Here is a 22,730-nt window from a genome sequence, read left to right on the forward strand (position 1 = left end):
TGGGTCTTTTGAGGCCGGATCAGTTTGAAACCGGGCCTTCCGACGTGAATTTCGGGATCACATTGGTCGAAGCGTCGCTTGGTTCGATACCGGGCCAGTTTCCTTCGGCAAGATTGATATTACCTGGAATGTCTTCCTCGAAAAATCCGACAACCACGTCGGTGATGTTGAGATACAGCTTGTCATCCACGATCCGCCACAGGTTTGGATTTGCAGGAACCTTGCCACCACGCGACACGCCGTAAGCGCAGTGCCCATCATATTGCGGCGCGTAGTATGCTGGGTTTTCAAGGAATTTGTCGCGGTTTTCCTCGGTCGCAAATGCCCAGGTCGCACCGTTGTACTCGGCGGTGATGTTGGCATTTCCGCGCACACCTTCGGGCTGCGACTGGCCCACAGGCATCTGATCCAGGCTGCGATAGGCAACGACATCATAACCCGAAACAGCAAAACCTGTGCCGTCGATATATTGAGGGCCGGCAAAAGCCGGAACCGCCAGAGCTATGGCCGCAGCGAGTGTCAATGCAAAGCGTTTCATGTCGTTCATCCTTTTCGGGTCAACTAAATCCGTGATGCCTTGCGGCAGGTCTGACAGGACAATATGCGATTCCCAAGCGGTGCGTAGTCCCCCTAACGCCGCTGTGACCCGACACGAGAAAACGTGAGAGTTTGGCGGCGGATTGTTACAGAATACGCCAGTTGAGTGGGGTTGGACTCGGCGGTTTGCAATATTAGCTGTATGGCAGCCCTGACATAGGCAAGAAAGGCAAGAGATGAGCGACCAATCCTCGTATACCCCTCCAGCGGTCTGGACCTGGGACAGTAAAAGTGGCGGACAATTCGCCAACATCAACCGACCGATCGCCGGAGCGACCCATGACAAGGACCTGCCGGTCGGACAGCATCCTCTTCAGCTTTACTCGCTCGCGACACCCAATGGCGTAAAAGTCACGGTGATGCTGGAAGAGCTGTTGGCACTTGGTCATGAAGGCGCTGAATACAACGCCTGGCTGATCAACATCGGAGAAGGCGATCAATTCAGCTCGGGCTTTGTCGAGGCCAACCCGAACTCGAAAATCCCCGCGCTTTGGGATCGGTCAGGTGACAAACCTGTTCGTGTTTTTGAAAGCGCCTCGATCCTGTTCCATCTGGCTGAAAAGTTCGGCGCGTTTCTGCCCGCATCCGGCCCCGAGCGGACCGAGGTGATGAACTGGGTGTTCTGGCAGATGGGCAGCGCGCCTTACCTGGGCGGTGGGTTCGGGCATTTCTACGCCTATGCACCCGAGAAATGGGAATACCCGATCAACCGTTTCGCCATGGAGACCAAGCGCCAACTGGATGTTCTGGATCGTGAACTGGCGGAGAAAACCTTCATCGCGGGCGAAGACTATTCGATCGCCGACATGGCGATTTGGCCCTGGTATGGCCAGTTGGTTCTGGGCCGCCTTTACAGCGCGGCAGAGTTCCTGGACGTGAAATCCTACAAGAACGTCATGCGATGGGCCAAGGCAATCGACGCGCGCCCGGCGGTTCAGCGCGGCCGCATGGTCAACCGCGCCTTTGGCGAGCCGCACACGCAGCTTCACGAACGCCACGACGCCAGCGATTTCGAAACCCGCACGCAGGATAAGCTGGAAGCGGCGGCGGAATAAACATATCCTAGGCGCAACGACACGCGGTGCAGCTTGCGCTGCGTGTTTGTGTTTGGATGGTTATTTCAGAATGGGTGGGTTGTCCGGATTGCTGCCGGGGGCTTCGCGGACCGCTTCGGCAATTTGCGGCTGGGGCAGATCAAACCGAAGGCCCACCTTGGCCAGAAGCGCGGCGGCGGCCTCGCTTGCGGTGAAAAACCCGACATCCATCGCGCCTGCCTCAATCCCGGAAAAGGTCAGCGCCTCGGACGCGGCCTTGGCCAAAGCGGGCTCGGCCCCCTCGATGGCATCGACAAATCCCAAAAGATGGCCCTGCGCGCCCGATTTGGACTTGGTGGCAACCAGATAGGCCGCACTGGCAAGTCCAGCTGCCGTCGCCAGTTTCGCATCCAACGCGGTCAGCAGGGCCTGCGGCAGGCCGGCAGGGGGCAAAAACTCGGCAAGCTCTTCCTCGACCTTTTGCGGGCGGTGCTGCAACGTTTCAGCCAACCATTCCAGGGCTTCCGCCGGGACCAGCATCGAAGATGGCGCAGTCTCCAGGTTCAGACCAAGCCCGATGCCCTGCCCCGAAAGCATCCCCGAAAGCACCCGCCCCGACAGCGCCACATAAGGCGCGGGCCGCCCGGCAAACTGCGCCAGCCGGTCCTCACGATCAAAGGCCAGAACAAAGCGCCCGTCAGCCACATCGAACAATTCGGGCGAGATATTCTCGTCCCGCGCTTCTTCGGTCAGCATCAGAAACAGCTCGCTATCCGCAAGCCGTTCGAAGAAACGCAGACGAGCGGCATCACTTGTCGGGTCCGCCTGCATCGCGGCATGCGCAGTGTCCAACGCCGTGGATTCAATCATTCAGCACCTCTTGGACCCGTGCACGCAAAACAGGCAGCAGTTCAGCCTCGAACCACGGGTTTTTCTTCAACCATGCCGTATTGCGCCAGGACGGGTGAGGCAAGGCAAAGACCCGCGGCGCATGGTCCCGCCAGTTGCGGACGGTGTCCGTAACCGACCCGCGCGCGCCAAGATGAAACTTGTGTGCATGACCTCCGACCAACACGGTCAGCGGCACACGCCCCAGGTCCTGCATCACCCGGTCATGCCAGGTCTTGCGGCAAATCGCAGGTGGCGGAAGATCAGCATTGCGCGCATCGTACCCCGGAAAGCAGAACGCCATCGGTACAATCGAAACACGGTCGCGATCGTAAAAAACCGTCTCATCAATCCCCAGCCAGTGCCGCAGCCTGTCGCCGGACGGGTCGGTGAAGGGCCGCCCCGACTCGTGCACACGGGCGCCCGGTGCCTGCCCCGCGACAAGGATCGGTGTTCCGGGGCGGAACCAGACCACCGGGCGCGGCTCGTGTGCGGTTTTTGTTTGCGCGAACCTGTCGGCACACAAGCGGCAGGCGCGGATTTCCTGACGTATAGCGTTCATATGATCGTGAAGGCCCCTGCCCATCCCGTCTGTTGTCGGCTGCCAAAACAGATAATAACGACCTGACGCCGCACCAAGTGACCGATAACCTTTGCTGCACCCAATCAGACATTCATGCGCGCAGCCGGACCGCATTGATCATTTGTTTCATAATTCGACATAATGTAGCCAACATGGGCCGGTAAAAAATACCCTTTCTGGCCGCCCGCAAGTGCGACAACACAAACGAAACGAGCAGCAGACCGCGAATGCTAGAATTCGACAACGTCAGCAAATCCTTCTGGACCGGAACGCGCCGCAAGGTGATTCTGGATCGGGTCTCGTTTCGGGTCGAACTGGGCACCTCACTGGGCGTTCTGGCCCCGAACGGAACCGGAAAAACCACGTTGATCAACATGATGGCCGGCCTGGAGAAACCCGACGAAGGCGTGGTCCGCCGCGAATGCCGGGTGTCCTTTCCCATGGGGTTCACCGGTGGCGTGTCGGGAAAACTGTCAGCGCTTGAGAACGCGCGCTACATCGCCAAGATCTACGGTATGGACCCCGACTATATCGAGGCCTATTGCAAATGGCTCTGCGGTCTGGGCGAATATTTCGACCAGCCCCTTGCCACTTACTCCTCTGGGATGAGGGCGCGTTTCACCTTTTCTTTGATGCTGGCGCTGGACTTTGACATGTATCTCATCGACGAAGGGATGCCGGCGACAACAGATGTCGAATTCAACGAAAAGGCAGGGGCGATCCTGAAGGAAAGGTTGCGCACGACGACTTTGGTAATCGTATCGCACAGCCCGTCCGTGTTGGAGAAATTCGCCCAGAAAGCGGCCGTACTTCTGGACGGGCAATTGTATATGTTTGACTCCTTGGAAGAGGCAAAGCAGCTGTATGACTACGAAACCCAAGGTTAGAAAATACAACTGGCGCCGCAGACGCCAGACGGAAAACTCGGCCGAGGCGCGATCGGACGCCATCTCGCGTATTCGCAACGCGACGCAAGGCCCTGCGGCCGCCGACGAAGCACAGCCCGGGACGCAGCTGGACGACATCAAGCGCGAAGGCCTGACGGGCCGTCAATTGCGTATCGCACGACGTCTGGCGCAGAAACATGGTCTGGCCGCGACGTCGGACTATGACGCGGTGCGATTGCTGCGCAAAAAGGGCATCGACCCCTTCCAGCGCACCAATCTTCTGGACCTTGCCGCCGCAAGGCCATCGGACGAGGGTGACAACCCCAAGGACAGGATCAACGTTCAACTGCCGCAGGCCATGGGTGCCGAGAAAACAAATCTGCCCGGGCCCGAGCTCAGCCCGGCTGAGCGGCGCAATTTTGAAATTGGCCAAATCCAAAAAGACATCGCCCGTCGTCGCAAGCGTAAATTGTTTGGACTGTTTGCGCGTCTGGCGGCCTTTGTGTTCCTGCCGACCTTCATTGTCGGCTTCTATTTCTATCGCATCGCCACGCCGATGTATGCCAGCGATTCCGAATTCCTGATTCTGCAAGCGGATGGCGGACCGGGCAATATCGGCGGTCTGCTTGCCGGCACGCAATTCGCCACCACACAGGATTCGATCTCGGTTCAGTCCTTTCTGGAATCGAAAGAAGCTTTGCTGTTGCTGGACCGCGATGCCGGGTTTTCTGATGTTTTCAAGCAGGAATGGATCGACCCGATTCAAAGACTGGCGCCAGACGCCTCGCTTGAAGACGCCTATAAGCTGTTCAAACGCATGATTACAATCGGCTATGACCCGACCGAAGGGGTCATTCGGATGGAGGTTGCCGCCCCCGACGCGCAGACATCGACCGAATTTTCCGAGCGCCTGATTTCTTATGCCGAAGACCGGGTGAACGCCTTGTCCGGAAAAAAACGCGAAGACCAGATGCGCGACGCGCTGCAAAGTTTCGAAGCGGCGCAGGAAGCGCGCAGGCAGGCTCAGGAAGAGTTGATCGAGCTTCAGCTTCAGGGCGCTGTTCTTGACCCCGAAAACGTCATTGCCAGCCTGCGTGCCCGCATCAACGAAATTGAAATACTGGTTCAGGACAAAGAGCTTGAGCTCGCCGCGCTTCAGGACAACCTGCGCCCGAACAAGGCAAAGGTTGATGGCGTCAAGGCAGATATCGCCCGCCTGGAAAAAGTTCTGAGAGAACTGAATGCCGAGATGCAGGATGCCTCGGACGGCGAAAACTCGCTGGCGCGGCTGAGCGTGCGTATCCAGATCGCGCAGGCGGACCTGGCGGCGCGTGACATGATGCTGCAAACGGCAATGCAGCAAATGGAAGCGACCCGGTCCGAAGCCAACCGGCAGGTGCGCTATCTGACCGTCTCGGTCAACCCCGTTCCCAGTCAGGAGCCCAGCTATCCGCGCAAGTTCGAAAATACGATTTTGGCATTCCTGTTGTTTGCTGGTATCTACCTGATGATCTCGCTTACCGCGTCGGTCCTTCGTGAACAGGTATCCTCATAAAACTCATGAAACATGTTAAAATCTCCGACCTGACAGTCGGCAACGACCTTCCGCTGACCATCATAGCTGGGCCATGTCAGCTTGAAACGGCAGACCATGCGCAGATGATTGCGGGCAAAATGAAAGAAGCCTGCGACGCAGCCGGGGCGCAATACGTCTTCAAGGCGTCTTATGACAAGGCGAACCGGACATCCCTGTCGGGTAAGCGTGGCATGGGCATCGATGCGGGGCTGAAGGTACTGGATGACATCCGTAAAACGATGGGCATCCCGGTTCTGACCGATGTTCATACCGAAGCGCAATGCGCCATCGCCGCCGAGGCGGTAGACGTTCTGCAAATTCCGGCATTCCTGTGCCGTCAGACCGACATGCTGCTGGCGGCCGGTAACACCGGAAAAGCGGTCAATGTGAAAAAGGGGCAATTCCTTGCACCATGGGAAATGACCAACATCGTCGACAAAATCGAAAGCACCGGGAATCAGAATATCCTGCTGACCGAACGTGGCACCTCATTTGGCTACAACACGCTGGTTGCCGATATGCGAGCGCTGCCCCAAATGGCGAAGACCGGGTATCCGGTGGTGATGGACGCCACCCATTCCGTGCAGCAACCCGGAGGCAAGGGCGGGTCTTCGGGCGGACAACGCGAATTTGCACCGGTGATGGCGCGCGCCGCGGTTTCTCTGGGTGTCGGGGCCGTGTTCATTGAAACCCATCAGGATCCGGACTCGGCCCCATCGGACGGGCCAAATATGATCCCGCTCGATCAGATGCCCCAACTTGTTGACACATTGATGCAATTTGATGCGCTTGCTAAAGAGAATCCGATTCAGATTTAACGATTGAGATTTCTTATGATCAAACCCCTCACCGAGGTAACACCCAACAGCTGGACCTTTCTGCGCGACGCGATGATCACGCCCACCGGGTTCCGTGAATACGATGCCCGTTGGAAATATCCTGAAGAGATCAACCTGCCCGGCATGACCGCGCTTGGGCTGGGACTTGGCACACAGATGCACAGGCGCGGGATAGAGCCTGTGATCGCGGTCGGAAACGACTATCGCGATTATTCACTGGCGATCAAAAATGCCCTGATGCTGGGCCTGATGCAGGCTGGTATCCGCGTCAAAGACATCGGCCCTGCGCTCAGCCCCATGGCCTATTTTGCGCAGTTCCATCTGGATGTGCCTGCGGTGGCCATGGTCACCGCCAGCCACAACCCGAACGGCTGGACCGGGGTCAAAATGGGTTTTGACCGCCCGCTGACCCATGGCCCGGATGAGATGTCGGAACTGCGTGACATCGTTCTGAACGGCGAGGGCGTCGCGCGCGAAGGCGGCTCGTACGAGTTCGTCGATGGCGTCAAAGAGGCCTATATCGACGAACTGGTCGGGGATTTCAAAATGTCCCGTCCACTGAAAGTGGTCTGCGCGACCGGGAATGGTACGGCTTCGGCCTTTGCGCCCGAGATTTTCGAACGGATCGGGGTTGAGGTCGTGCCCAGCCATAACCGGCTGGACTATACCTTCCCCAACTACAACCCGAACCCGGAAGCCATGGAGATGCTGCACGACATGGCCGCCACGGTGAAATCCACCGGTGCCGATCTGGCGCTGGGGTTTGACGGTGACGGAGACCGCTGCGGCGTCGTCGATGATGAGGGTGAGGAGATTTTTGCCGACAAGGTTGGCGTCATCATGGCCCGCGACCTGGCCAAGCTTCACCCCGGATCGACCTTTGTTGCGGATGTGAAATCCACCGGTCTGTTCGCCAGCGACCCCGAGTTGCAGGCCCTGGGCGTCAAAGCCGATTACTGGAAGACCGGCCACAGCCACATGAAGCGCCGCGTCAAGGAAATCGGGGCACTGGCAGGGTTCGAAAAATCAGGCCACTACTTTTTGGCCGAACCGATCGGGCGTGGATACGACTGCGGGATGCGTGTCGCGGTCGAAATCTGCAAACTGATGGACCGCAACCCGGGCAAGAGCATGTCGGACCTGCGCAAGGCCCTGCCCAAGACCTGGTCCACGCCCACGATGTCACCCCACGCCGCCGATACCCAGAAATATGATATCCTTCAGCGGCTGGTCGACAAGCTGGTCGCCAAGGGAGATGCCGGCGAAACACTCGCAGGCCGCGCAATCAAAGAAGTGGTTACGGTGAACGGCGCACGTGTGATTCTGGACAACGGCAGCTGGGGTCTGGTGCGGGCTTCGTCCAATACCCCCAATCTGGTCGTCGTCTGTGAAAGCAGCGAAAGCGAGGCTGAGATGCGCGCCATCTTCGCGGACATTGACGCCGTCATCCGAACCGAGCCCGGTGTCGGCGATTACGACCAAACCATCTGAAAACAACTGCTTGGGGCATATCCCGATGCCCCAAGCACGATGGTTGCTCAGTCGCCGCCGAATAATTTGAGCAGACCTTTTTTTGCCTCTTCTTCAAGCTTGTTCTTGATGGCGTCTTCGATCTGGTCACTGTCGGTGATCGTCGTATCCAATTCGTTTCCGACCTTTTCAAAAACCTTCTGTTTGGCGTCGTCTTCCAGTTCTTTGACCTTCACATCCGCCGCCGCCTCGATCACCTTGGTCAGGTCCGGCTTGATCGACGGGTCGCTCCAGGGGCCTTTGATGCGAACGGGAACCGATATCCCCTGCCCGGAATTGGCCCGCAGCGCCACGGGCGTGAACAGATAGTCGATGTTGCGAGCCCCCAGATCCACGGTGCCGGTGCCATCTGCGCGGAAATTCTTCAGTGACATGAGCAGATCGCTGTTCGTCAACACGCCCTGGTCGATGGTGAAACTGGCCGTCAGGCTGTTGAACACGGTGGTTCCGCCTGATCCGGTACCCTGCCCCATCAATCGGTCCAGATCGAGCCCGGAAATCACTCCGGGACCGACATCCAGGTTTCCCTTGCCGCTGAGGGACCGCATGATCTGATCCTCGGACTGGCCGACACCCAGAAACTCAAACGCTCCCGCAGCGGTTCCCGACAGGCGTTTGACCCCGGCCATCGTGGTCAGTGCCTGTTTCAGATCGATCCCGGTGGCGGTCACGTTGCCGCCCACAGACAGACCGTTGCGGTTGTTGGCCACCACCTGACCGTGCAACTGACCCGCAAACAGCGTGGCCGGGTGCATTTCCAGAACGGCCCGCGACTGATCCAGCGACAGGGTCAGATCGCTTTTGCCGAACGTCATCCCGGGCACGGCGATCGAGTTCGCCGTCAGGCGGATCTTACCATTCGCTAGCGCCAGAGCGGATGCGTCAATAGGGGCCGTCGACCACCCCTCAGGTGCAGGAGCGTTTGCCTGAGACGTGCCGCCTGAGGCAGAAGCAGTTTCGGAAATCCGCGACAGATCCAGATCACCGGCTTCCAGACGGGCCACGATACGCGGCGGGTCCGAAATGGTGATATCCGCCTCACCCACGAACCGGTTGTCATCCAATTGCGCAACCATGTTCCGCATGGAAACCCGCCCATCCTGCGTATACGTCATATGCGCTGAAATGTCGGCAGTCTCGCCCAATCCGGGCGGTACGGATGTGCCAGCCTGACCGAAGGCGGCAAGCATCCCTTCAGTGTCACGCGTTACGACCTTGGTGGTTCCATCCATTTCACCCGCAAGATTGACGCGCCCGTCAAATCCGATCTCTCCGCCCGGCGCCGTCAAAGCCAATTCCAGATCAGTCACTGACCCGGCGGCAAATGCCGGCAAGTCCGGGATTTTCAGGTCAACCTGAACCGCACCTCCGGGCACTGGCATGGCGGCCTCCATCACCAACGGGGCCGCCACCTCGGGCCAGCTCGCAGATAGTGTCACGCCCGAGAAATCCATCTGCGTCGAACCGTTTTCCACGTAAATCAGCCGTGCATTCGTCAGTTCCAGCTGATCCAGCGTGACCTGCCCCGAATGCTCAGCGGGCGTCGTGCCCCCGGTCGCGACCGCAGTTGTCGCGGTTGTCTGGGCGCTCAATTCCCAATTGCCGCGACCATCGGATCGTTCCAGCCGCAACACGGGATTGTCTGCAAAAACACGTTTGATCCGCAGATCCCCATTCAACAGCCCGGCAGCGTCTACCCCGACGGCCAGGCTATCCGCGCTGAGCATCGGCTCCGGTCCAGCCCAGCTTGCGTTGCCGAAACGCACCGGCCCGGTTTCCATCCCGACCACCGGCCAGAAGGAAATGCGCACATCACCGGTCAGCGTCAGATCACGGCCGGTCTGGGCTTTGACCTGCTCGGCCAGAATCGCGGCAAGCTTTTCCCCCGGCATCAGCAACAGCGCGCCGATGATCAACGCGATCACGGCGACAACGATAAACAGGATGCGCATCAGCCATTTCATTTTCTGCTCTCCGCCTTTTGGCTTGTCATTGCCGTGATCATTCAAATCACGCATCACATTTGCAAGGGGAAGCTTTCCCGACTATATGCCGCGCATGACGACAAACCCTCCGAACCTCCGCCCCGACCTGGCGCCTTCTGCCCGGATCACCGAGACACCCCAATCGAACCAGCCAACCATCGGCATGGTGTCTTTGGGCTGCCCGAAGGCGTTGGTCGACAGTGAACGCATTCTGACCCGACTACGTGCCGAAGGATACGGCATTTCGCCAGATTATGCCGGGGCCGATGCCGTCATTGTGAACACCTGCGGGTTCCTCGACAGCGCCAAAGCGGAATCGCTGGACGCGATTGGAGAGGCGCTGGTGGAAAACGGCAAGGTCATCGTGACCGGCTGTCTGGGGGCCGAGCCGGATTACATTCGCGAGCATCACCCTCGCATCATGGCTGTCACCGGCCCACACCAATACGAGCAGGTGCTGGATGCGGTGCACGCCGCCGTGCCCCCCGATCCTGATCCGTTCGTGGACCTGTTGCCCGCCAGCAGTGTGCAGTTGACGCCGCGCCACTACAGCTATCTGAAAATTTCCGAGGGCTGCAACCACAAGTGCAAGTTCTGCATCATCCCCGACATGCGCGGAAAACTGGCCAGCCGCCCGGCGCATGCGGTTCTGCGCGAGGCGGAAAAACTGGTGCAAAACGGCGTGCGCGAATTGCTGGTCATCAGCCAGGACACTTCGGCCTATGGGCTGGACCGGAAATACGACATCAACCCGTGGAAAGACGGTGAAGTGCGCAGCCATATCACCGATCTGGCGCGCGAGCTGGGGCAGCTCGATGCTTGGGTGCGGCTGCACTATGTGTACCCTTATCCGCATGTGCGGGACCTGATCCCACTGATGGCGGATGCCGGGTGCAACGTGCTGCCTTATCTGGATATCCCGTTTCAACACGCCCACCCGGATGTGCTGAAACGCATGGCCCGCCCGGCCGCGTCGGCCAGAACGTTGGATGAAATCAAGGCCTGGCGCGCGATCTGCCCGGATATCACCCTGCGGTCGACCTTTATCGTCGGCTATCCGGGTGAGACGGAGTCGGAATTCCAGACCCTGCTGGACTGGATGGACGAGGCTCAACTGGATCGGGTCGGGTGTTTTCAGTATGAAAACGTCGATGGCGCGCGGTCAAATGACCTGCCCGATCACGTTCCGGCCGAAATCAAGCAAGAACGCTGGGATCGCTTCATGGAAAAGGCACAGGCGATCTCGGAGGCCAAGTTGCGGGCGAAGGTCGGACAGACGCTTGAGGTGATCGTGGACGAGGTCGACGACGAGGCCGCCACCTGCCGCACCAAAGCAGACGCGCCCGAGATCGACGGTAACCTGTTCATCGATGAGGGGTTCGAAAACCTCAGGCCCGGTGACATCGTCACGGTCGAAGTGGACGAGGCCGGAGAATACGATTTGTGGGGCAAACCCGTCTAAGGTCTGACACCGCGTCGAGCACACGGCATATGGGCAAAGCGTGAACCGAGTTTATTGGCCGAACACGCGGTCAGACCCGATCTTGGACTGAAAGCCAATCATGGAGGTTTTCATGTCTCGTATCTTCAAGCTTGGCCTGAATTGCGTGGTTTTCCTGATGGCCGCGCATTTCGTGGCCACTCCCGGTTACGCCCAGCCTACACAGGTCGGCTCTGCCGGATTCATTACGGTTGGCGGCAAACACCTGAGCTTTCAGAAAAACGGCCATCACAAGATAAACTGGTATTACGTGGCCCCGAAGGCCAGGTCACATGCCAAGCGGCCCAAGGCGCATATCAAAAAGCCGGCCCCGGTTTATCGATACACCGCCCCCAAACGGCGTGTCATCGGGCATATCCCCTACGGGTCGGTCAAGCGACAGAAATTCAAGTCATTCAAGTTCAAGCATACCTACGGCTTCAAAAGGCACTAAACAGGGTTCACGCAACGCGAAGAACGCAACCTGTCCGATAGCCGAGAAATCGCAGGCAAGAAAAAACCGCCACAACTGGTGGCGGTTTTTCCCGAAAGCGTACAGGCGGTCCGGGTCCGGGCCGCCTGCGAATGGCTTACTGAGTGATTGGGTCACAGACCGTTTGGCCAGCCTCGGTTGTGGCCAATTGATAACCACCTGGACAGCTGGGTGTGCCGGCTTTGTCATAGCTGGGCTGAACGTAAACAGGTGTCGGTTCTTCCTGCTGCGCACAGGCAGTCAGGATCAGTGCAAATGCGCCAACGGCAGCGAGTTTCAGTTTCATGTCCGTCAATCCTTTATTACTTTTCTGATATTGCCCAGCTTTTCGGGGCCAGGTTAAGAATACGGGCTGAACGACAATCTGGCAACTGAATCGATCACGTCTTCGTGAGTCACAGCGAATCCATGCCAATCCAATGGCGCAATGACGTTCTTTGAGGCGTAAAACCTATCCTTCTGACTCCGGCGCCCTAAACTGTTGCAGCGAATTCATCCAAAGACGGAGAAGCCATATGTCAAACGCACCCATCATTGCCCGAAAATCGCCTTTTCCGGTCGAGGTCGTCGAAGGGAAAACCTATTTCTGGTGCGCCTGCGGCAAATCCAGCCGCCAGCCGTTTTGCGACGGATCGCACAAAGGCACCGGGTTAGAGCCTGTGAAATATACTGCGGAAAACAGCAAAAAGGTCTTCTTTTGTGGGTGCAAGCAAAGCTCGAAACCGCCTTTGTGCGACGGAACGCACAACGGGCTTTGATCAGGTTTTCAGCCCATTCAGTATCTCGGCATTGGGGCAAAAATCCGGGGCAGTGGTCGCTGTGCCCTGTTGCCGGGCAAGCCAAAACTCGCATTGTACGTCACATCCGGCAGCACGGCACCGCGTGACAAGCTCGGCGTATTTTTCAGGTGAAAGACGTCCTTCGGCCATCGCTTCGGTCATTGAAATGCCCATACAGCGTGACACCGAGCGCGTAAGCCAAAAGTGCTTTTCGATTTCCCCCAACGTGACCTGAGACATCAAGCGTTCTCCACCTGCTTGGTTTTGAGGGCAGTAAAGTACTTGCGATTCGGGCATGTCGTCGGTGCCTGTTCAACCTGCTCGCGCCGTTCCAACCATTCCGGGCAGTCCCTGGCCCAGGAACAGCCGCGACACTGCTGCACGATTTCAGCCCATTCTTGCTGTTTCAGATGACCTTTCCGATAGGCCGCAGCCAAATCGGTTCCGGTTGTTTGCCCCATACGCAATACCAAGCGCAGATGGGTCATGATTTCGCCCAGATGTGTCATGGCAGACCTTTGTGTCAAGGCAGGAGATTGTGAAGCAATTCCTGATTTCGGCAGTATTCGGGCGTCCGCCGGGCAGATCCGGGATTGTTCAGCAAACTCTTGCAGTGATCCGGGTTCGGGCAGTCGGTACAGCGCAAAACAGCATCAGAAATCTGGTCCACGGAAACGGACCCGTCAATGGCGGCTTCCTCAAGATCAATGTCCAGCATTCTGGCCATATCGTCCACCAATCCGGCATGCAGCCGCAGGGTCTCGTGGGAGGGCATGCTGTTTCCTTTCGCTTTCACGCTGTGTCCAAAGGGTAGCGCATCTGCGAAGGCAAACATTGACTCAGGTCAAGATTGGACGCCGATGTGATCCAGATAGGCTCGCGTGGCATCCTGAACACGGCGAAAGCGGTCCCCGCCCAGTTTCTTGCCGCCATACCAGCGCGTCACGATTATTACGTGATTTTTCAGCCCGGCGCGTTCGATCATCCGAAGGATCACCATGCCCGCGCCGCTTTCCCCATCATCAGCTTTCAACGCGCCGGTCGGCAAAGCCGCAGCCCAGGTGTTGTGGGTGGCCTTGGCATAGCTCTTGTCGGATTTCAAATCGTTCAGAACGGCATCGATTTCAGCCCGCGTCGTGACCTGCGCCCCGGACACCGCGTATTTCGAGCCGCGATCCGTCATGACAACACCCAAGCATGTAAGTTCGGTCATTGGGACAAACCCAATTGCTCTGCTGTTTCCCGCACGATCTGCACACGTTGTGCATTTGGTGGGTGGGTTCCCAAAAACCTGTCACCAGGATCCGGGATGCGATCAAAGAATCTTGCCCCGACCAACGGATTGTATCCCGCATTATACGTGATGATGGTTCCCAACTGGTCTGCCTCCAGCTCAAAGTCTTTCACATAAGCCTGAACGCCAACCTGCGCGCCCAGCTTTTGTGCCTCTTCAATGGCGGCGGCATCCCCGCCGCGCAACTCTGCCACCCGCCCGAACTCAGCCGCGCTGGCGCTGGCGATTTCACTCTGCCTGCCGATATGCCCTAACACGTGGTGGGCTGCTTCATGCCCCATGACAAACGCCAGTTCATCCGCGTTCTGGGTGGATTCGATCATCGAGCGGGTGAATATGATCACCGGCTGCTTGTTTTCATCCAGCGTCTGGAATGCATTGACCGAAGCCCGAGGGTTCAGGTCGACAAGAATCCGAAAGTCGCAATTCTGCCCGGTCGTCTGTTTCAGACACTGGCTGCGGGCTTCCGCTCCAACAGCGCGACTGACCTCTCGGAAGGTTTGCACCATCGGTTCGGCCTCTGGCTCGTCCCCCAGCCATTCCTCGGCGGGTTGGACGCGCAAGGCCCCCCCTCCACATGCCGCAAGCAGCAGGGACAGCAATAAAACAAACCATCTGTGCATGTCATATCCTTTGAGACCGAATGGCCGTGATTTCAACATAGTACGCCCGTGCCGGCGAAACCACACCACCGGTTAAACGAACGGCTTGCATTGCGCCCCAGCGGCTTGCACTCTGGCCTCATGTTTACGATTGAGCATGAATTCGACTCGACGGTCATTACGCTTGTGGACGAAGGTGAACAACCTTTGCAGGAAGATGTGGTGATCAACAATTTCGCGGAATGCGTCACGCTGGAACAACTTGATCCCCGAACCGATCAAATACAGAAGATCACGTTGTCACCCGAGCAGGTGCGGGATCTGGCGGCCGCGCTGGATCTGCCCGAAGGTGTTTATCAAATTCGCGAAACCGGACCTCAGGGGTCATAGGAAAACAGCTTGATCCGTGCGGCTGGCCCCTGCTTCAGCGTCAAGGTCGAGGGCGCGACGCCAAGACATTCTGCAAGCAGCAACTGCACGGCCCTGTTGGCCTTGCCGTTTTCCGGCGGGGCCGTAACGGATACCCTGATCTGCCCGTCTTCGACGCTTACCCGATCGCGGGCCGCCTTGGGCGTCACCTTCAGTTTGAACACGGCCCCGGCCTGCGCCATTGCGCTGAGATCCGGCAGATCGCGCAGTTTGGTTTTCGCCATTGTCTCCTCTTTTTTCTCAAAGTCTTGCACGAAGCACGTCGTAATGAAATTGATCCACGCAATCCATTGGCGTGCCCTTGAAACGGGCAGAATACCGACCAAGATACAGAGTCCCGATGTAAAGGAAGTTAACATATGTCCCTGAAAAACCCCGCCGCTCTGGAGTTTTTGCAGTCGCGCCGGTCCCGGCCGGCCAAGACACTGGTTGCTCCGGCCCCAACCCGGGAAGAGTTGCTGCCGTTGCTGACGGCCGCAGCCCGCAGCCCCGATCACGGCAAACTGGAGCCCTGGCGATTTATCGTTCTGGAAAAGGGCGCCATGTCACGCCTGGCGACCCTGACCGAGGCCTGCGGACAAAGGCTGAACAAGAGCCCGGAAGATATCGCCAAAGCGCGCAGCCAGTTCGATATGGGGCATCTGGCCGTCGCGGTCATCGAGGTTCGCAAACAATCCGAAAAGATTCCGGCCATCGAACAATCCTACTCTGCTGGCGCGGTCTGTCTGGCGCTGCTGAATGCCGCGCTGGCTGCGGGCTGGGGCGCCAATTGGCTGTCGGGTTGGCAAACACATGATCGCGAATTCTGTGTCGATGCTTTCGGGCTTGCCGAAAACGAACGCGTGGCCGGTTTGATTCATATCGCCACCGAGGGAGCGACCCCGCCGGAACGCCCGCGGCCCAACGTGGCCGCGTTGACAGAGTGGGTTTCGGAATGATCATCCTGAACGCCTTTTTCAGCGCACTTGGCCAGACCGGAGACCCCAGGTTTCGCGCCGTATTGCTGCGCGGCGTGGGCCTGACCATTCTGCTGCTGGTTCTGGCCTGTGCAGGTGCGATTTGGTTGATCAACTGGCTGTCCGGCAGCGAAATCTCACTGCCGTTTGTGGGAGCTGTGCCGTGGCTGAACGACGTTCTGAACTATTCCGGTATCGTGCTCGTTCTGATCCTGCCCGTTTTCCTGATGGTGCCGGTCGCGTCGGCCATCACCTCGATCTTTCTGGACGAGGTGGCCCAGGCGGTTGAGGACAAACATTTTCCGACATTGCCGCCCGCACGGCGCATCCCGGTGTCAGAGGCGCTTATGGACGGTCTCAGCTTCCTTGGCCTTCTGATTGTGGCAAACCTGCTGGCGCTGATCCTCTATGCGATTTTCACCCCGCTTGCGCCTTTCATCTTCTGGGCGATGAACGGATTTTTGCTGGGGCGTGAATATTTTACCCTTGCCGCGATGCGAAGGATCGGGCGCGACGGCGCGCGCAAACTGCGGGCCAAACATTCAACGACGATCTGGGTGGCGGGCACACTGATGGCCATTCCGCTTTCAGTGCCGCTGGTGAACCTCGTGATCCCGATCATCGGAGCCGCCACGTTCACCCATATCTATCATGCCTTGTCAGGCCAAAAGGCCTGACGGGGATTACCTTGGCTCCAACTGGTTCAGCCAATCGAAATCCCGCACCGAGATCACGCCCGACAGGATGATCCCGGCGATGATCGCCCACAGAACCACAGAGATACCGGTGGTGATCCACATCTTTCTTTTCATGTGATGCACTTCCGGCGCGCCCGCATGCGTGCCGGGAACGATGTCGCCCAGATCGCCCTGGGTTTTGATGCGAATGGGCAGCACCACCAATAACGTCATGAACCAGATGACGGCGAACAACACCAGCGCGGCAGTAATGGTCATTTCAGGCCCTCCGGGGCTGGGGGGTTATACCTGCTCCAGCTCGACCAGGCAGCCGTTGAAATCCTTGGGGTGCAGAAACAGAACCGGTTTGCCATGCGCACCGATCTTGGGCTCACCTGATCCCAGAACCCGGGCTCCGGTCGCTTTCAGATGATCACGGGCCGCGATGATATCCTCGACCTCGTAACATACATGGTGGATGCCGCCGGCCGGGTTCTTTTCCAAGAACCCGTTGATCGGGCTGTCGTCACCCAGTGGATACAGAAGTTCGATCTTGGTGTTGGGCAGTTCGATGAACACGACCGTGACACCATGATCCGGCTCGTCCTGCGGCGCGCCGACTTTGGCGCCCAGCGCGTTGCGGTATTGCTCAGACGCCGCCTCAAGATCCGGTACGGCGATGGCGACGTGGTTCAGACGTCCAATCATGTCTCACTCCTGCTGTCCTGCGTTGCATGGGTTATGGGGGCTGATCCGCCAAAGGACAAGTGCGCCAAATCGCGCGTTAACGTCGTGTTAGCCAGAAGTTCCTAGCGTGAAGCATCTGCTGCATAGGAGAGCTGCCATGGACGATTCGGGCCTACTTGCCACCACCGCCGCCGCGCCTACCGCGACTCGACCCTTGCTGGGTCAGACCATATTGGTTGTCGAAGACAGCCGGTACGCTTGCGATGCCATCCGCCTGATGTGCCTGCACAGCGGCGCGCGCATTCGCCGTGCGGATTGCCTGAAATCGGCCCGAAGGCACCTACAGATCTATCGGCCTTCGGTTATCCTGGTCGATATGGGCCTGCCGGACGGTTCCGGCGCCGACCTGATCGCCGAATTGGCCGAGGCCACGCCCCGTATCAGTGTCATCATGGGCCTTTCGGGCGATGACGGCAGCGAAGACATGGCTCTTGCGGCCGGCGCGGATGGTTTTTTGTCCAAGCCGCTAAAATCAATGTCCCATTTTCAGAAATCCATTCTGGAACGCCTGCCAGAGGACCGGCGCCCCAGCGGGCTTCATGCCGTGCGCGATGAAATCATCCGCCCGGACCCTCTGGCCTATCAGGACGACATGGCCCATATCGCCGATGTGCTCGCAGGTCCCAACGATCACCGTACATTGGACTACGCCGCACAGTTCCTGCACGGCGTCGCGCGCGAAGCAAATGACAGGCCCTTGGCGGAAGCAGCGCGAAAGCTGGCATTGTCACGCGCGAATGGGACGCCGATCATGGCGCAGGCGGCGCAGGTTGCCGGGATGGTGCAGAACCGACTGGAACAGCGAGAGGCGATTTGAAATGGTGACAGCGTATTTCATCACTGCAACCCTTTTGTGCATCTGGCTGTACCGCCAAACACGGCAGGCCGCGCGTTCCATCCGCGTCAACCGAACCAATCTGAAAGACCCGCTGGACTGACACAGACTGCCTGCGTGCAAAAAAAACCGCCCGCGACAAGCGGGCGGTTTTTTTTTACTGGTCCTGAGGGATAATGCGAAGACCCAGCTCCATCAACTGATCCGAGGTCGGGTCCGAAGGTGCGTCCATCATCAGATCTTCGGCTCGCTGGTTCATCGGGAACATCATGACTTCGCGGATATTGGCCTCATCTGCCAACAGCATCACGATCCGGTCGATACCAGCCGCGCATCCACCGTGTGGCGGGGCGCCGTAGTGGAAGGCATTGAACAGGGCACCAAAGCGGGATTTCACTTCATCCTCGCCATAGCCCGCCAGTTCAAAGGCCTTCAGCATGATTTCCGGCTTGTGGTTCCGGATCGCGCCTGAAACCAGCTCGTACCCGTTGCACGCCAGATCATACTGGTAGCCGCGCACATCCAGCGGGTTGCCCTGCAACGCCTCCATACCGCCCTGCGGCATCGAGAACGGGTTGTGTTCGAAATCGATCGCGCCGGTTTCCTCGTCTTGCTCATAGATCGGGAAATCGACGATCCAGGCAAAGGCAAAACGGTCTTTTTCGGTCAGGTTCAATTCCTCACCGATCACGTCACGCGCCTTGCCGGCAACCTTTTCAAAGGCTTTTGGCTTGCCGCCCAGGAAAAACGCCGCATCGCCAACGCCCAGACCCAGTTGCTGACGGATTGCCTCGGTGCGTTCGGGGCCGATGTTCTTGGCCAGCGGTCCCGCAGCCTCCATCCCCTCACCCTGATCGCGCCAGAAGATATAGCCCATGCCGGGCAGACCTTCCTTCTGGGCAAAGGCGTTCATGCGGTCACAGAACTTCCGGCTGCCACCGGTCGGCGCGGGGATCGCGCGGATCTCGGTGCCTTCCTGTTCAAGCAGCTTGGCGAAGATCGCGAAACCGGAACCGCGGAAATGCTCGGAGACCACCTGCATCTTGATGGGGTTCCGCAGGTCCGGCTTGTCTGTGCCGTACCACAGCGCCGCGTCCTTGTAGGAAATTTGCGGCCAGTCCTGATCAACCTTGCGGCCACCGCCAAACTCTTCGAACACGCCGGTCAGAACGGGCTGGATCGTGTCGAACACGTCCTGCTGTTCAACAAAGGACATCTCGAGGTCGAGCTGATAGAAATCGGTGGGCGAGCGGTCGGCGCGCGGGTCTTCGTCACGGAAGCATGGTGCGATCTGGAAGTATTTGTCGAAGCCCGACACCATGATCAGCTGTTTGAACTGCTGAGGTGCCTGTGGCAGCGCGTAGAATTTGCCCGGGTGCAGACGCGACGGCACCAGGAAGTCACGCGCGCCTTCGGGCGACGAGGCGGTGATGATCGGCGTCTGATACTCGCGGAAGCCCTGATCCCACATACGCTTGCGCATGGAGGCTACCACGTCCGAGCGCAGGGTCATGTTCCGCTGCATCGCCTCGCGGCGCAGGTCCAGATAGCGATAGCGCAGACGCGTTTCCTCGGGGTATTCCTGATCGCCGAAGACCATCAGCGGCAATTCGTCGGCGGCCCCCAGAACTTCCAGTTCGCGCACGTAAACCTCGATCTCGCCGGTGGGCAGTTTCGGGTTCACCAAGTCCGGGTCACGGGCTTTGACGGTGCCGTCGATACGGATGCACCATTCGGACCGCACCTTTTCAAGCTCGGCAAAGGCGGCGCTGTCGCCGTCGCACAAGATCTGGGTTACACCGAAATGGTCGCGAAGATCGATGAACAGCACGCCCCCATGATCTCGAACCCGATGCACCCAACCGGACAGGCGAACGGTTTCTCCGACATTGGCGGCGGTCAAGGCGGCGCAGGTGTGGCTGCGATAGGCGTGCATGGAATATCCCTTCGGGCGCAGAATTCGTCGCGCCGATACACCCTGTCAGCCCCGGAAAGTCAAGGCGGGTTGCCCCTTCAAAACGGCCTTTGCACATTGCCCGAGTAGAAATATACGCCCAGCCCCACCGCAAAAATGATATTGCCCGCAATCGCGTGCAGCAACACCGCATAGAAGAATGACCCACGCTGCCGGTAGGCCCATGTGAACAGCAGGCCGCCGGCGAATGTCATCAGCGCGACGATCCAGCTCCAGTACATCAGGTGCGCGAACGAGAATATGGCCGCGTTCAGCAGATAGGCCGCACGCCCATCCGGAAGGATCGCGTGATAGCGGCGAAAAAACAGAGGACGGAACAGCAGCTCTTGCGGCAGCGCTGACAAAAGTGGGTAGCCGACCCAGATGAAGGCCAGCATTTCGGGGCGCTGCACAAGCAGGAAGAACGCGGCATCCGGGCGCGTGATCTGAATCAACCCAACACAAAAGGCAGCCACGATGGCAGAGAACAAAGCCACCTCGCGCAGGGTCCAGTTGGCCCAGTCATAACGAAGTTCGGCCCATTGAAACCCGGGCGTCCGGTGCAATAGCACGATACCAAGCCCGGTCAGCGCAAAAAGCGCCGGAAACATCCAGTTCGGAGGGAAAAGAACAGCGATCAGCAGCGGCAAGCCAATATAGAACAGGCCAAATTCCAGCCTCAGCTGTCGCAATGCAACCGGCGGTCCGATCATCATGCTGTTTTTTGTCACCCGTCTATCAGCTCCACCTCGATCAGTCCGCGCAGTGAATTTCCGATCCGCACAGTTTGCGCATTTTTCAGGTCGGTCAAGGTCAGCACAGCTTCGGTGACCGCTTTATTTTCCAACAGTTCTTCGCGCAGTATCCCCGGCAAGAGCCCACAGGACAGAGCGGGCGTCAGAACCCGGCCATCAGGCATTTCCAGAAACAGGTTCGTAATGGTGCCTTCACAAAGCTCATCCAGTTCATTCAGAAACAACAGTTCGTCCACCCCCTCGGGCAGCGCTGCGCGCGCGGCATCATAGAGCGCACGGCGCGTGGTCTTGTGACGCAACCACAGGTCATTCGAAGCCAGACGCTGATCCGACAGAGCGACGCGCCAGATTCTGGGATTGTACACCAGTTCGCCGGTCGACAGATCGAACGATCCCGACACATCCAGCGTAAGGCGGCAACGCAGCGGGTTGTCACAAGCAGCGCCATTCAGTCGGGCGGTCGCTTCATCGGGGTTGAAAGGAATCTCGAACACCCGCGCAGTACGGGCCATTCGTGCAAGATGGCGGTCCAGCCTGACAAAGCCCTGATCCGGGCGGAAGGCCAGTGTTTCAATCAGGCTGAAATCAGGTTCAGCTGGCGGGCGAAGCGGGCTTTCCATAACGCCTCCTCATACTCTGACGGGGCGGTGCTGTCCCAAACGACACCGCCGCCTACGTTCAGAGTGGCCTGATCATCCTCAAGCATCAAGGTGCGGATGGCCACGTTGAACTCGGACCGACCATCAGGCGCGGCCCAGCCAATCGCCCCGCAATAGATGTCGCGCGCCCATGGCTCCAGTTCCGCCAGAATTTCCATCGCGCGGATCTTGGGGGCTCCGGTGATCGACCCGCAGGGAAACAGTGCCGTCAGAATTTCACCCAACCCCACGCATTTGTGCAGCTGCGCCCGCACCAGCGAGACCATCTGATGTACGGTGGCATAGGTTTCCACCCGGAACAGGTCAGGCACATGAACGGATCCGGGTAGCGCGACGCGGCTGAGATCGTTGCGCAGCAAATCAACAATCATCAGGTTCTCGGCCCGATTCTTTTCGTCCGCGCTCAGAAAAGCTCGGCGGCGCGCATCCTCATCCGGGTCTTCACTGCGCGGTTGCGTGCCCTTCATCGGCCGGGTTTCGATCCGCCCACCCTCATCGGTGCGGAAAAACAACTCCGGCGAGCGGCTGAGCAGATCGGGCAGCCCATCCTGCTGCACCAGTGCTCCGTGGCCCACTGGCTGCCCCACCGCCAGCGCGGCATAGAGCGTTTCGCTGTTGCCCGAGACGGACAGATCAATCGGAAATGTCAGATTGGCCTGATAGATGTCGCCGGCACCGATGGCGTCATGCACGGCCCTGAAGGCCTTGCCGTAGCGCGCTTCATCCCAGCGCGGCCGGAATGCGCCCACTTCACCCGCAGGCGACGGAAGGGCGACACGATCCGGTGCATCATAGACCCCAAAGCACAACAAAGGCAGGCGTCGTTCTTCCGGCAATAGACCATTGAGCCGGGGTTCAAGCGCATAGCCCAGCTCGTAACTGGCATACCCTGCCAGCCAGGCACCGCCTGCGCGCGCCTCGTCCAGCGCCGCCAGAGCCTGGGGCACGTCCTCCGCTACATCCGCGCGGATCACCTGAGACGGACGCTGAAACCGGGTTCCTCGCCCGGCCGGTCCCTGATCGAAACGAATACGCACTTGCATCCTCATTTGCCGTGAGGGGCCATATAGAGAATACTCTGCCAAGTGAAAGAGGGGAAAGCGGCAATTTCGTCCCTGTTTCCGATACCTCTTGCACCTTTTTGCGCGGTC

General features: G+C 58.7%; 29 protein-coding genes. 12 read left to right on the plus strand and 17 right to left on the minus strand.

The window, feature by feature from the left end; genetic code table 11:
• Window positions 1–19: 19 nt before the first annotated feature.
• Window positions 20–538, minus strand: a complete 519-nt coding sequence (locus tag ACR0I0_RS15410; RefSeq protein WP_171634317.1) for a YHS domain-containing (seleno)protein — start codon at window positions 536–538, stop codon at window positions 20–22.
• Window positions 539–773: 235 nt separating this feature from the next.
• On the opposite strand from ACR0I0_RS15410, the gene yghU reads away from it, so the two are divergent.
• Entirely contained in the window at window positions 774–1,652 is an 879-nt protein-coding gene (gene yghU / locus ACR0I0_RS15415; protein WP_480492117.1) for a glutathione-dependent disulfide-bond oxidoreductase, read from the plus strand.
• Window positions 1,653–1,712: 60 nt separating this feature from the next.
• Here yghU and ACR0I0_RS15420 read toward each other — a convergent pair whose 3' ends face one another.
• Both ACR0I0_RS15420 and ACR0I0_RS15425 read right to left on the minus strand, forming a co-directional pair.
• Window positions 1,713–2,501 carry an SseB family protein gene (locus ACR0I0_RS15420; protein ID WP_480492119.1) on the minus strand — a complete coding sequence of 263 codons (789 nt, stop codon included), beginning with the start codon at window positions 2,499–2,501 and terminating at the stop codon, window positions 1,713–1,715.
• Window positions 2,494–3,081 carry a uracil-DNA glycosylase family protein gene (locus tag ACR0I0_RS15425; RefSeq protein ID WP_480485530.1) on the minus strand — a complete coding sequence of 196 codons (588 nt, stop codon included), beginning with the start codon at window positions 3,079–3,081 and terminating at the stop codon, window positions 2,494–2,496. Before ACR0I0_RS15425 ends, ACR0I0_RS15420 begins: the two co-directional genes overlap by 8 nt.
• Before the next feature lie 248 nt (window positions 3,082–3,329).
• On the opposite strand from ACR0I0_RS15425, the gene ACR0I0_RS15430 reads away from it, so the two are divergent.
• From ACR0I0_RS15430 to ACR0I0_RS15445, 4 genes are read left to right on the plus strand one after another with little or no spacing between them, the layout of a single operon-like run.
• Window positions 3,330–3,989: an ABC transporter ATP-binding protein gene (locus tag ACR0I0_RS15430; protein WP_152458943.1), complete on the plus strand. Its 660-nt coding sequence runs from the start codon at window positions 3,330–3,332 to the stop codon at window positions 3,987–3,989.
• Window positions 3,967–5,544, plus strand: coding sequence for a KpsE/RkpR family capsule polysaccharide export protein (locus tag ACR0I0_RS15435; RefSeq protein ID WP_480492121.1), 1,578 nt, complete (start codon window positions 3,967–3,969; stop codon window positions 5,542–5,544). Before ACR0I0_RS15430 ends, ACR0I0_RS15435 begins: the two co-directional genes overlap by 23 nt.
• Before the next feature lie 5 nt (window positions 5,545–5,549).
• Window positions 5,550–6,383: a 3-deoxy-8-phosphooctulonate synthase gene (kdsA, locus tag ACR0I0_RS15440; protein WP_480485534.1), complete on the plus strand. Its 834-nt coding sequence runs from the start codon at window positions 5,550–5,552 to the stop codon at window positions 6,381–6,383.
• 15 nt (window positions 6,384–6,398) lie between these two features.
• Window positions 6,399–7,895: a phosphomannomutase/phosphoglucomutase gene (locus ACR0I0_RS15445; RefSeq protein ID WP_480492122.1), complete on the plus strand. Its 1,497-nt coding sequence runs from the start codon at window positions 6,399–6,401 to the stop codon at window positions 7,893–7,895.
• A 47-nt stretch (window positions 7,896–7,942) separates the two neighbouring features.
• Here ACR0I0_RS15445 and ACR0I0_RS15450 read toward each other — a convergent pair whose 3' ends face one another.
• The gene (locus ACR0I0_RS15450; RefSeq protein ID WP_480492124.1) at window positions 7,943–9,952 is read right to left on the minus strand and encodes an AsmA family protein; all 2,010 of its coding nucleotides are present in this window, start codon (window positions 9,950–9,952) and stop codon (window positions 7,943–7,945) included.
• Between the two features lie 40 nt (window positions 9,953–9,992).
• Between ACR0I0_RS15450 and rimO the strand changes: the two genes are divergently transcribed.
• Both rimO and ACR0I0_RS15460 read left to right on the plus strand, forming a co-directional pair.
• On the plus strand, window positions 9,993–11,381 hold the full coding sequence (rimO, locus tag ACR0I0_RS15455; RefSeq protein ID WP_171634341.1) for a 30S ribosomal protein S12 methylthiotransferase RimO: 1,389 nt from the start codon (window positions 9,993–9,995) through the stop codon (window positions 11,379–11,381).
• 112 nt (window positions 11,382–11,493) lie between these two features.
• The gene (locus ACR0I0_RS15460; RefSeq protein ID WP_480492126.1) at window positions 11,494–11,853 is read left to right on the plus strand and encodes a hypothetical protein; all 360 of its coding nucleotides are present in this window, start codon (window positions 11,494–11,496) and stop codon (window positions 11,851–11,853) included.
• A 136-nt stretch (window positions 11,854–11,989) separates the two neighbouring features.
• On the opposite strand, the gene ACR0I0_RS15465 is transcribed toward ACR0I0_RS15460, so the two are convergent.
• Window positions 11,990–12,178, minus strand: a complete 189-nt coding sequence (locus ACR0I0_RS15465) for a hypothetical protein (RefSeq protein WP_050604769.1) — start codon at window positions 12,176–12,178, stop codon at window positions 11,990–11,992.
• Window positions 12,179–12,407: 229 nt separating this feature from the next.
• On the opposite strand from ACR0I0_RS15465, the gene ACR0I0_RS15470 reads away from it, so the two are divergent.
• Complete coding sequence (locus ACR0I0_RS15470) at window positions 12,408–12,650, plus strand: CDGSH iron-sulfur domain-containing protein (RefSeq protein ID WP_171634349.1); 243 nt, start codon at window positions 12,408–12,410, stop codon at window positions 12,648–12,650.
• On the opposite strand, the gene ACR0I0_RS15475 is transcribed toward ACR0I0_RS15470, so the two are convergent.
• The 5 genes from ACR0I0_RS15475 to ACR0I0_RS15495 all read right to left on the minus strand — a co-directional run bounded on the left by ACR0I0_RS15475 (window position 12,651) and on the right by ACR0I0_RS15495 (window position 14,588).
• Window positions 12,651–12,911 (minus strand): DUF6455 family protein, encoded by a 261-nt coding sequence (locus tag ACR0I0_RS15475; RefSeq protein WP_171634351.1) that lies wholly within the window; start codon window positions 12,909–12,911, stop codon window positions 12,651–12,653.
• On the minus strand, window positions 12,911–13,180 hold the full coding sequence (locus ACR0I0_RS15480; protein WP_171634354.1) for a DUF6455 family protein: 270 nt from the start codon (window positions 13,178–13,180) through the stop codon (window positions 12,911–12,913). Before ACR0I0_RS15480 ends, ACR0I0_RS15475 begins: the two co-directional genes overlap by 1 nt.
• A 14-nt stretch (window positions 13,181–13,194) precedes the next feature.
• A complete protein-coding gene (locus ACR0I0_RS15485; protein WP_171634356.1) occupies window positions 13,195–13,446 on the minus strand; it encodes a DUF6455 family protein in 252 nt (83 codons plus the stop codon).
• 69 nt (window positions 13,447–13,515) lie between these two features.
• Entirely contained in the window at window positions 13,516–13,884 is a 369-nt protein-coding gene (locus tag ACR0I0_RS15490; protein WP_171206242.1) for a YigZ family protein, read from the minus strand.
• Window positions 13,881–14,588, minus strand: coding sequence for a M48 family metallopeptidase (locus ACR0I0_RS15495; protein WP_210092726.1), 708 nt, complete (start codon window positions 14,586–14,588; stop codon window positions 13,881–13,883). Before ACR0I0_RS15495 ends, ACR0I0_RS15490 begins: the two co-directional genes overlap by 4 nt.
• 120 nt (window positions 14,589–14,708) lie before the next feature.
• Here ACR0I0_RS15495 and ACR0I0_RS15500 point away from each other — a divergent pair, with 120 nt between their 5' ends.
• Window positions 14,709–14,957, plus strand: a complete 249-nt coding sequence (locus tag ACR0I0_RS15500; RefSeq protein ID WP_170346090.1) for a hypothetical protein — start codon at window positions 14,709–14,711, stop codon at window positions 14,955–14,957.
• Here ACR0I0_RS15500 and ACR0I0_RS15505 read toward each other — a convergent pair.
• Window positions 14,945–15,220 carry a DUF167 domain-containing protein gene (locus ACR0I0_RS15505; protein ID WP_480492128.1) on the minus strand — a complete coding sequence of 92 codons (276 nt, stop codon included), beginning with the start codon at window positions 15,218–15,220 and terminating at the stop codon, window positions 14,945–14,947. The genes ACR0I0_RS15500 and ACR0I0_RS15505 overlap by 13 nt on opposite strands.
• A gap of 135 nt (window positions 15,221–15,355) precedes the next feature.
• On the opposite strand from ACR0I0_RS15505, the gene ACR0I0_RS15510 reads away from it, so the two are divergent.
• Entirely contained in the window at window positions 15,356–15,934 is a 579-nt protein-coding gene (locus ACR0I0_RS15510) for a nitroreductase family protein (RefSeq protein WP_171722766.1), read from the plus strand.
• Complete coding sequence (locus ACR0I0_RS15515) at window positions 15,931–16,629, plus strand: EI24 domain-containing protein (protein WP_171634371.1); 699 nt, start codon at window positions 15,931–15,933, stop codon at window positions 16,627–16,629. The genes ACR0I0_RS15510 and ACR0I0_RS15515 overlap by 4 nt, the downstream gene beginning before the upstream one ends.
• A 6-nt stretch (window positions 16,630–16,635) precedes the next feature.
• On the opposite strand, the gene ACR0I0_RS15520 is transcribed toward ACR0I0_RS15515, so the two are convergent.
• Together ACR0I0_RS15520 and mce are read right to left on the minus strand one after the other, a co-directional pair.
• A complete protein-coding gene (locus ACR0I0_RS15520) occupies window positions 16,636–16,908 on the minus strand; it encodes a DUF1467 family protein (RefSeq protein WP_117867937.1) in 273 nt (90 codons plus the stop codon).
• 24 nt (window positions 16,909–16,932) lie between these two features.
• On the minus strand, window positions 16,933–17,337 hold the full coding sequence (gene mce / locus ACR0I0_RS15525; protein ID WP_170346086.1) for a methylmalonyl-CoA epimerase: 405 nt from the start codon (window positions 17,335–17,337) through the stop codon (window positions 16,933–16,935).
• Window positions 17,338–17,473: 136 nt separating this feature from the next.
• On the opposite strand from mce, the gene ACR0I0_RS15530 reads away from it, so the two are divergent.
• A complete protein-coding gene (locus ACR0I0_RS15530) occupies window positions 17,474–18,193 on the plus strand; it encodes a response regulator (RefSeq protein ID WP_171634374.1) in 720 nt (239 codons plus the stop codon).
• Between the two features lie 175 nt (window positions 18,194–18,368).
• Here the strand turns inward: ACR0I0_RS15530 and aspS are convergent, their stop codons facing one another.
• From aspS to ACR0I0_RS15550, 4 genes are all read right to left on the minus strand, one after another.
• The gene (gene aspS, locus ACR0I0_RS15535) at window positions 18,369–20,147 is read right to left on the minus strand and encodes an aspartate--tRNA ligase (protein WP_209832290.1); all 1,779 of its coding nucleotides are present in this window, start codon (window positions 20,145–20,147) and stop codon (window positions 18,369–18,371) included.
• Window positions 20,148–20,224: 77 nt separating this feature from the next.
• The gene (locus ACR0I0_RS15540; RefSeq protein ID WP_348539720.1) at window positions 20,225–20,896 is read right to left on the minus strand and encodes a CPBP family intramembrane glutamic endopeptidase; all 672 of its coding nucleotides are present in this window, start codon (window positions 20,894–20,896) and stop codon (window positions 20,225–20,227) included.
• Window positions 20,893–21,540, minus strand: a complete 648-nt coding sequence (locus tag ACR0I0_RS15545) for an aminotransferase class IV family protein (RefSeq protein WP_480492130.1) — start codon at window positions 21,538–21,540, stop codon at window positions 20,893–20,895. Before ACR0I0_RS15545 ends, ACR0I0_RS15540 begins: the two co-directional genes overlap by 4 nt.
• A complete protein-coding gene (locus ACR0I0_RS15550; protein WP_480492132.1) occupies window positions 21,495–22,622 on the minus strand; it encodes an aminodeoxychorismate synthase component I in 1,128 nt (375 codons plus the stop codon). The genes ACR0I0_RS15545 and ACR0I0_RS15550 overlap by 46 nt, the downstream gene beginning before the upstream one ends.
• Window positions 22,623–22,730: the final 108 nt, after the last annotated feature.

The organism is Ruegeria sp. AG6 (genome assembly GCF_056541565.1).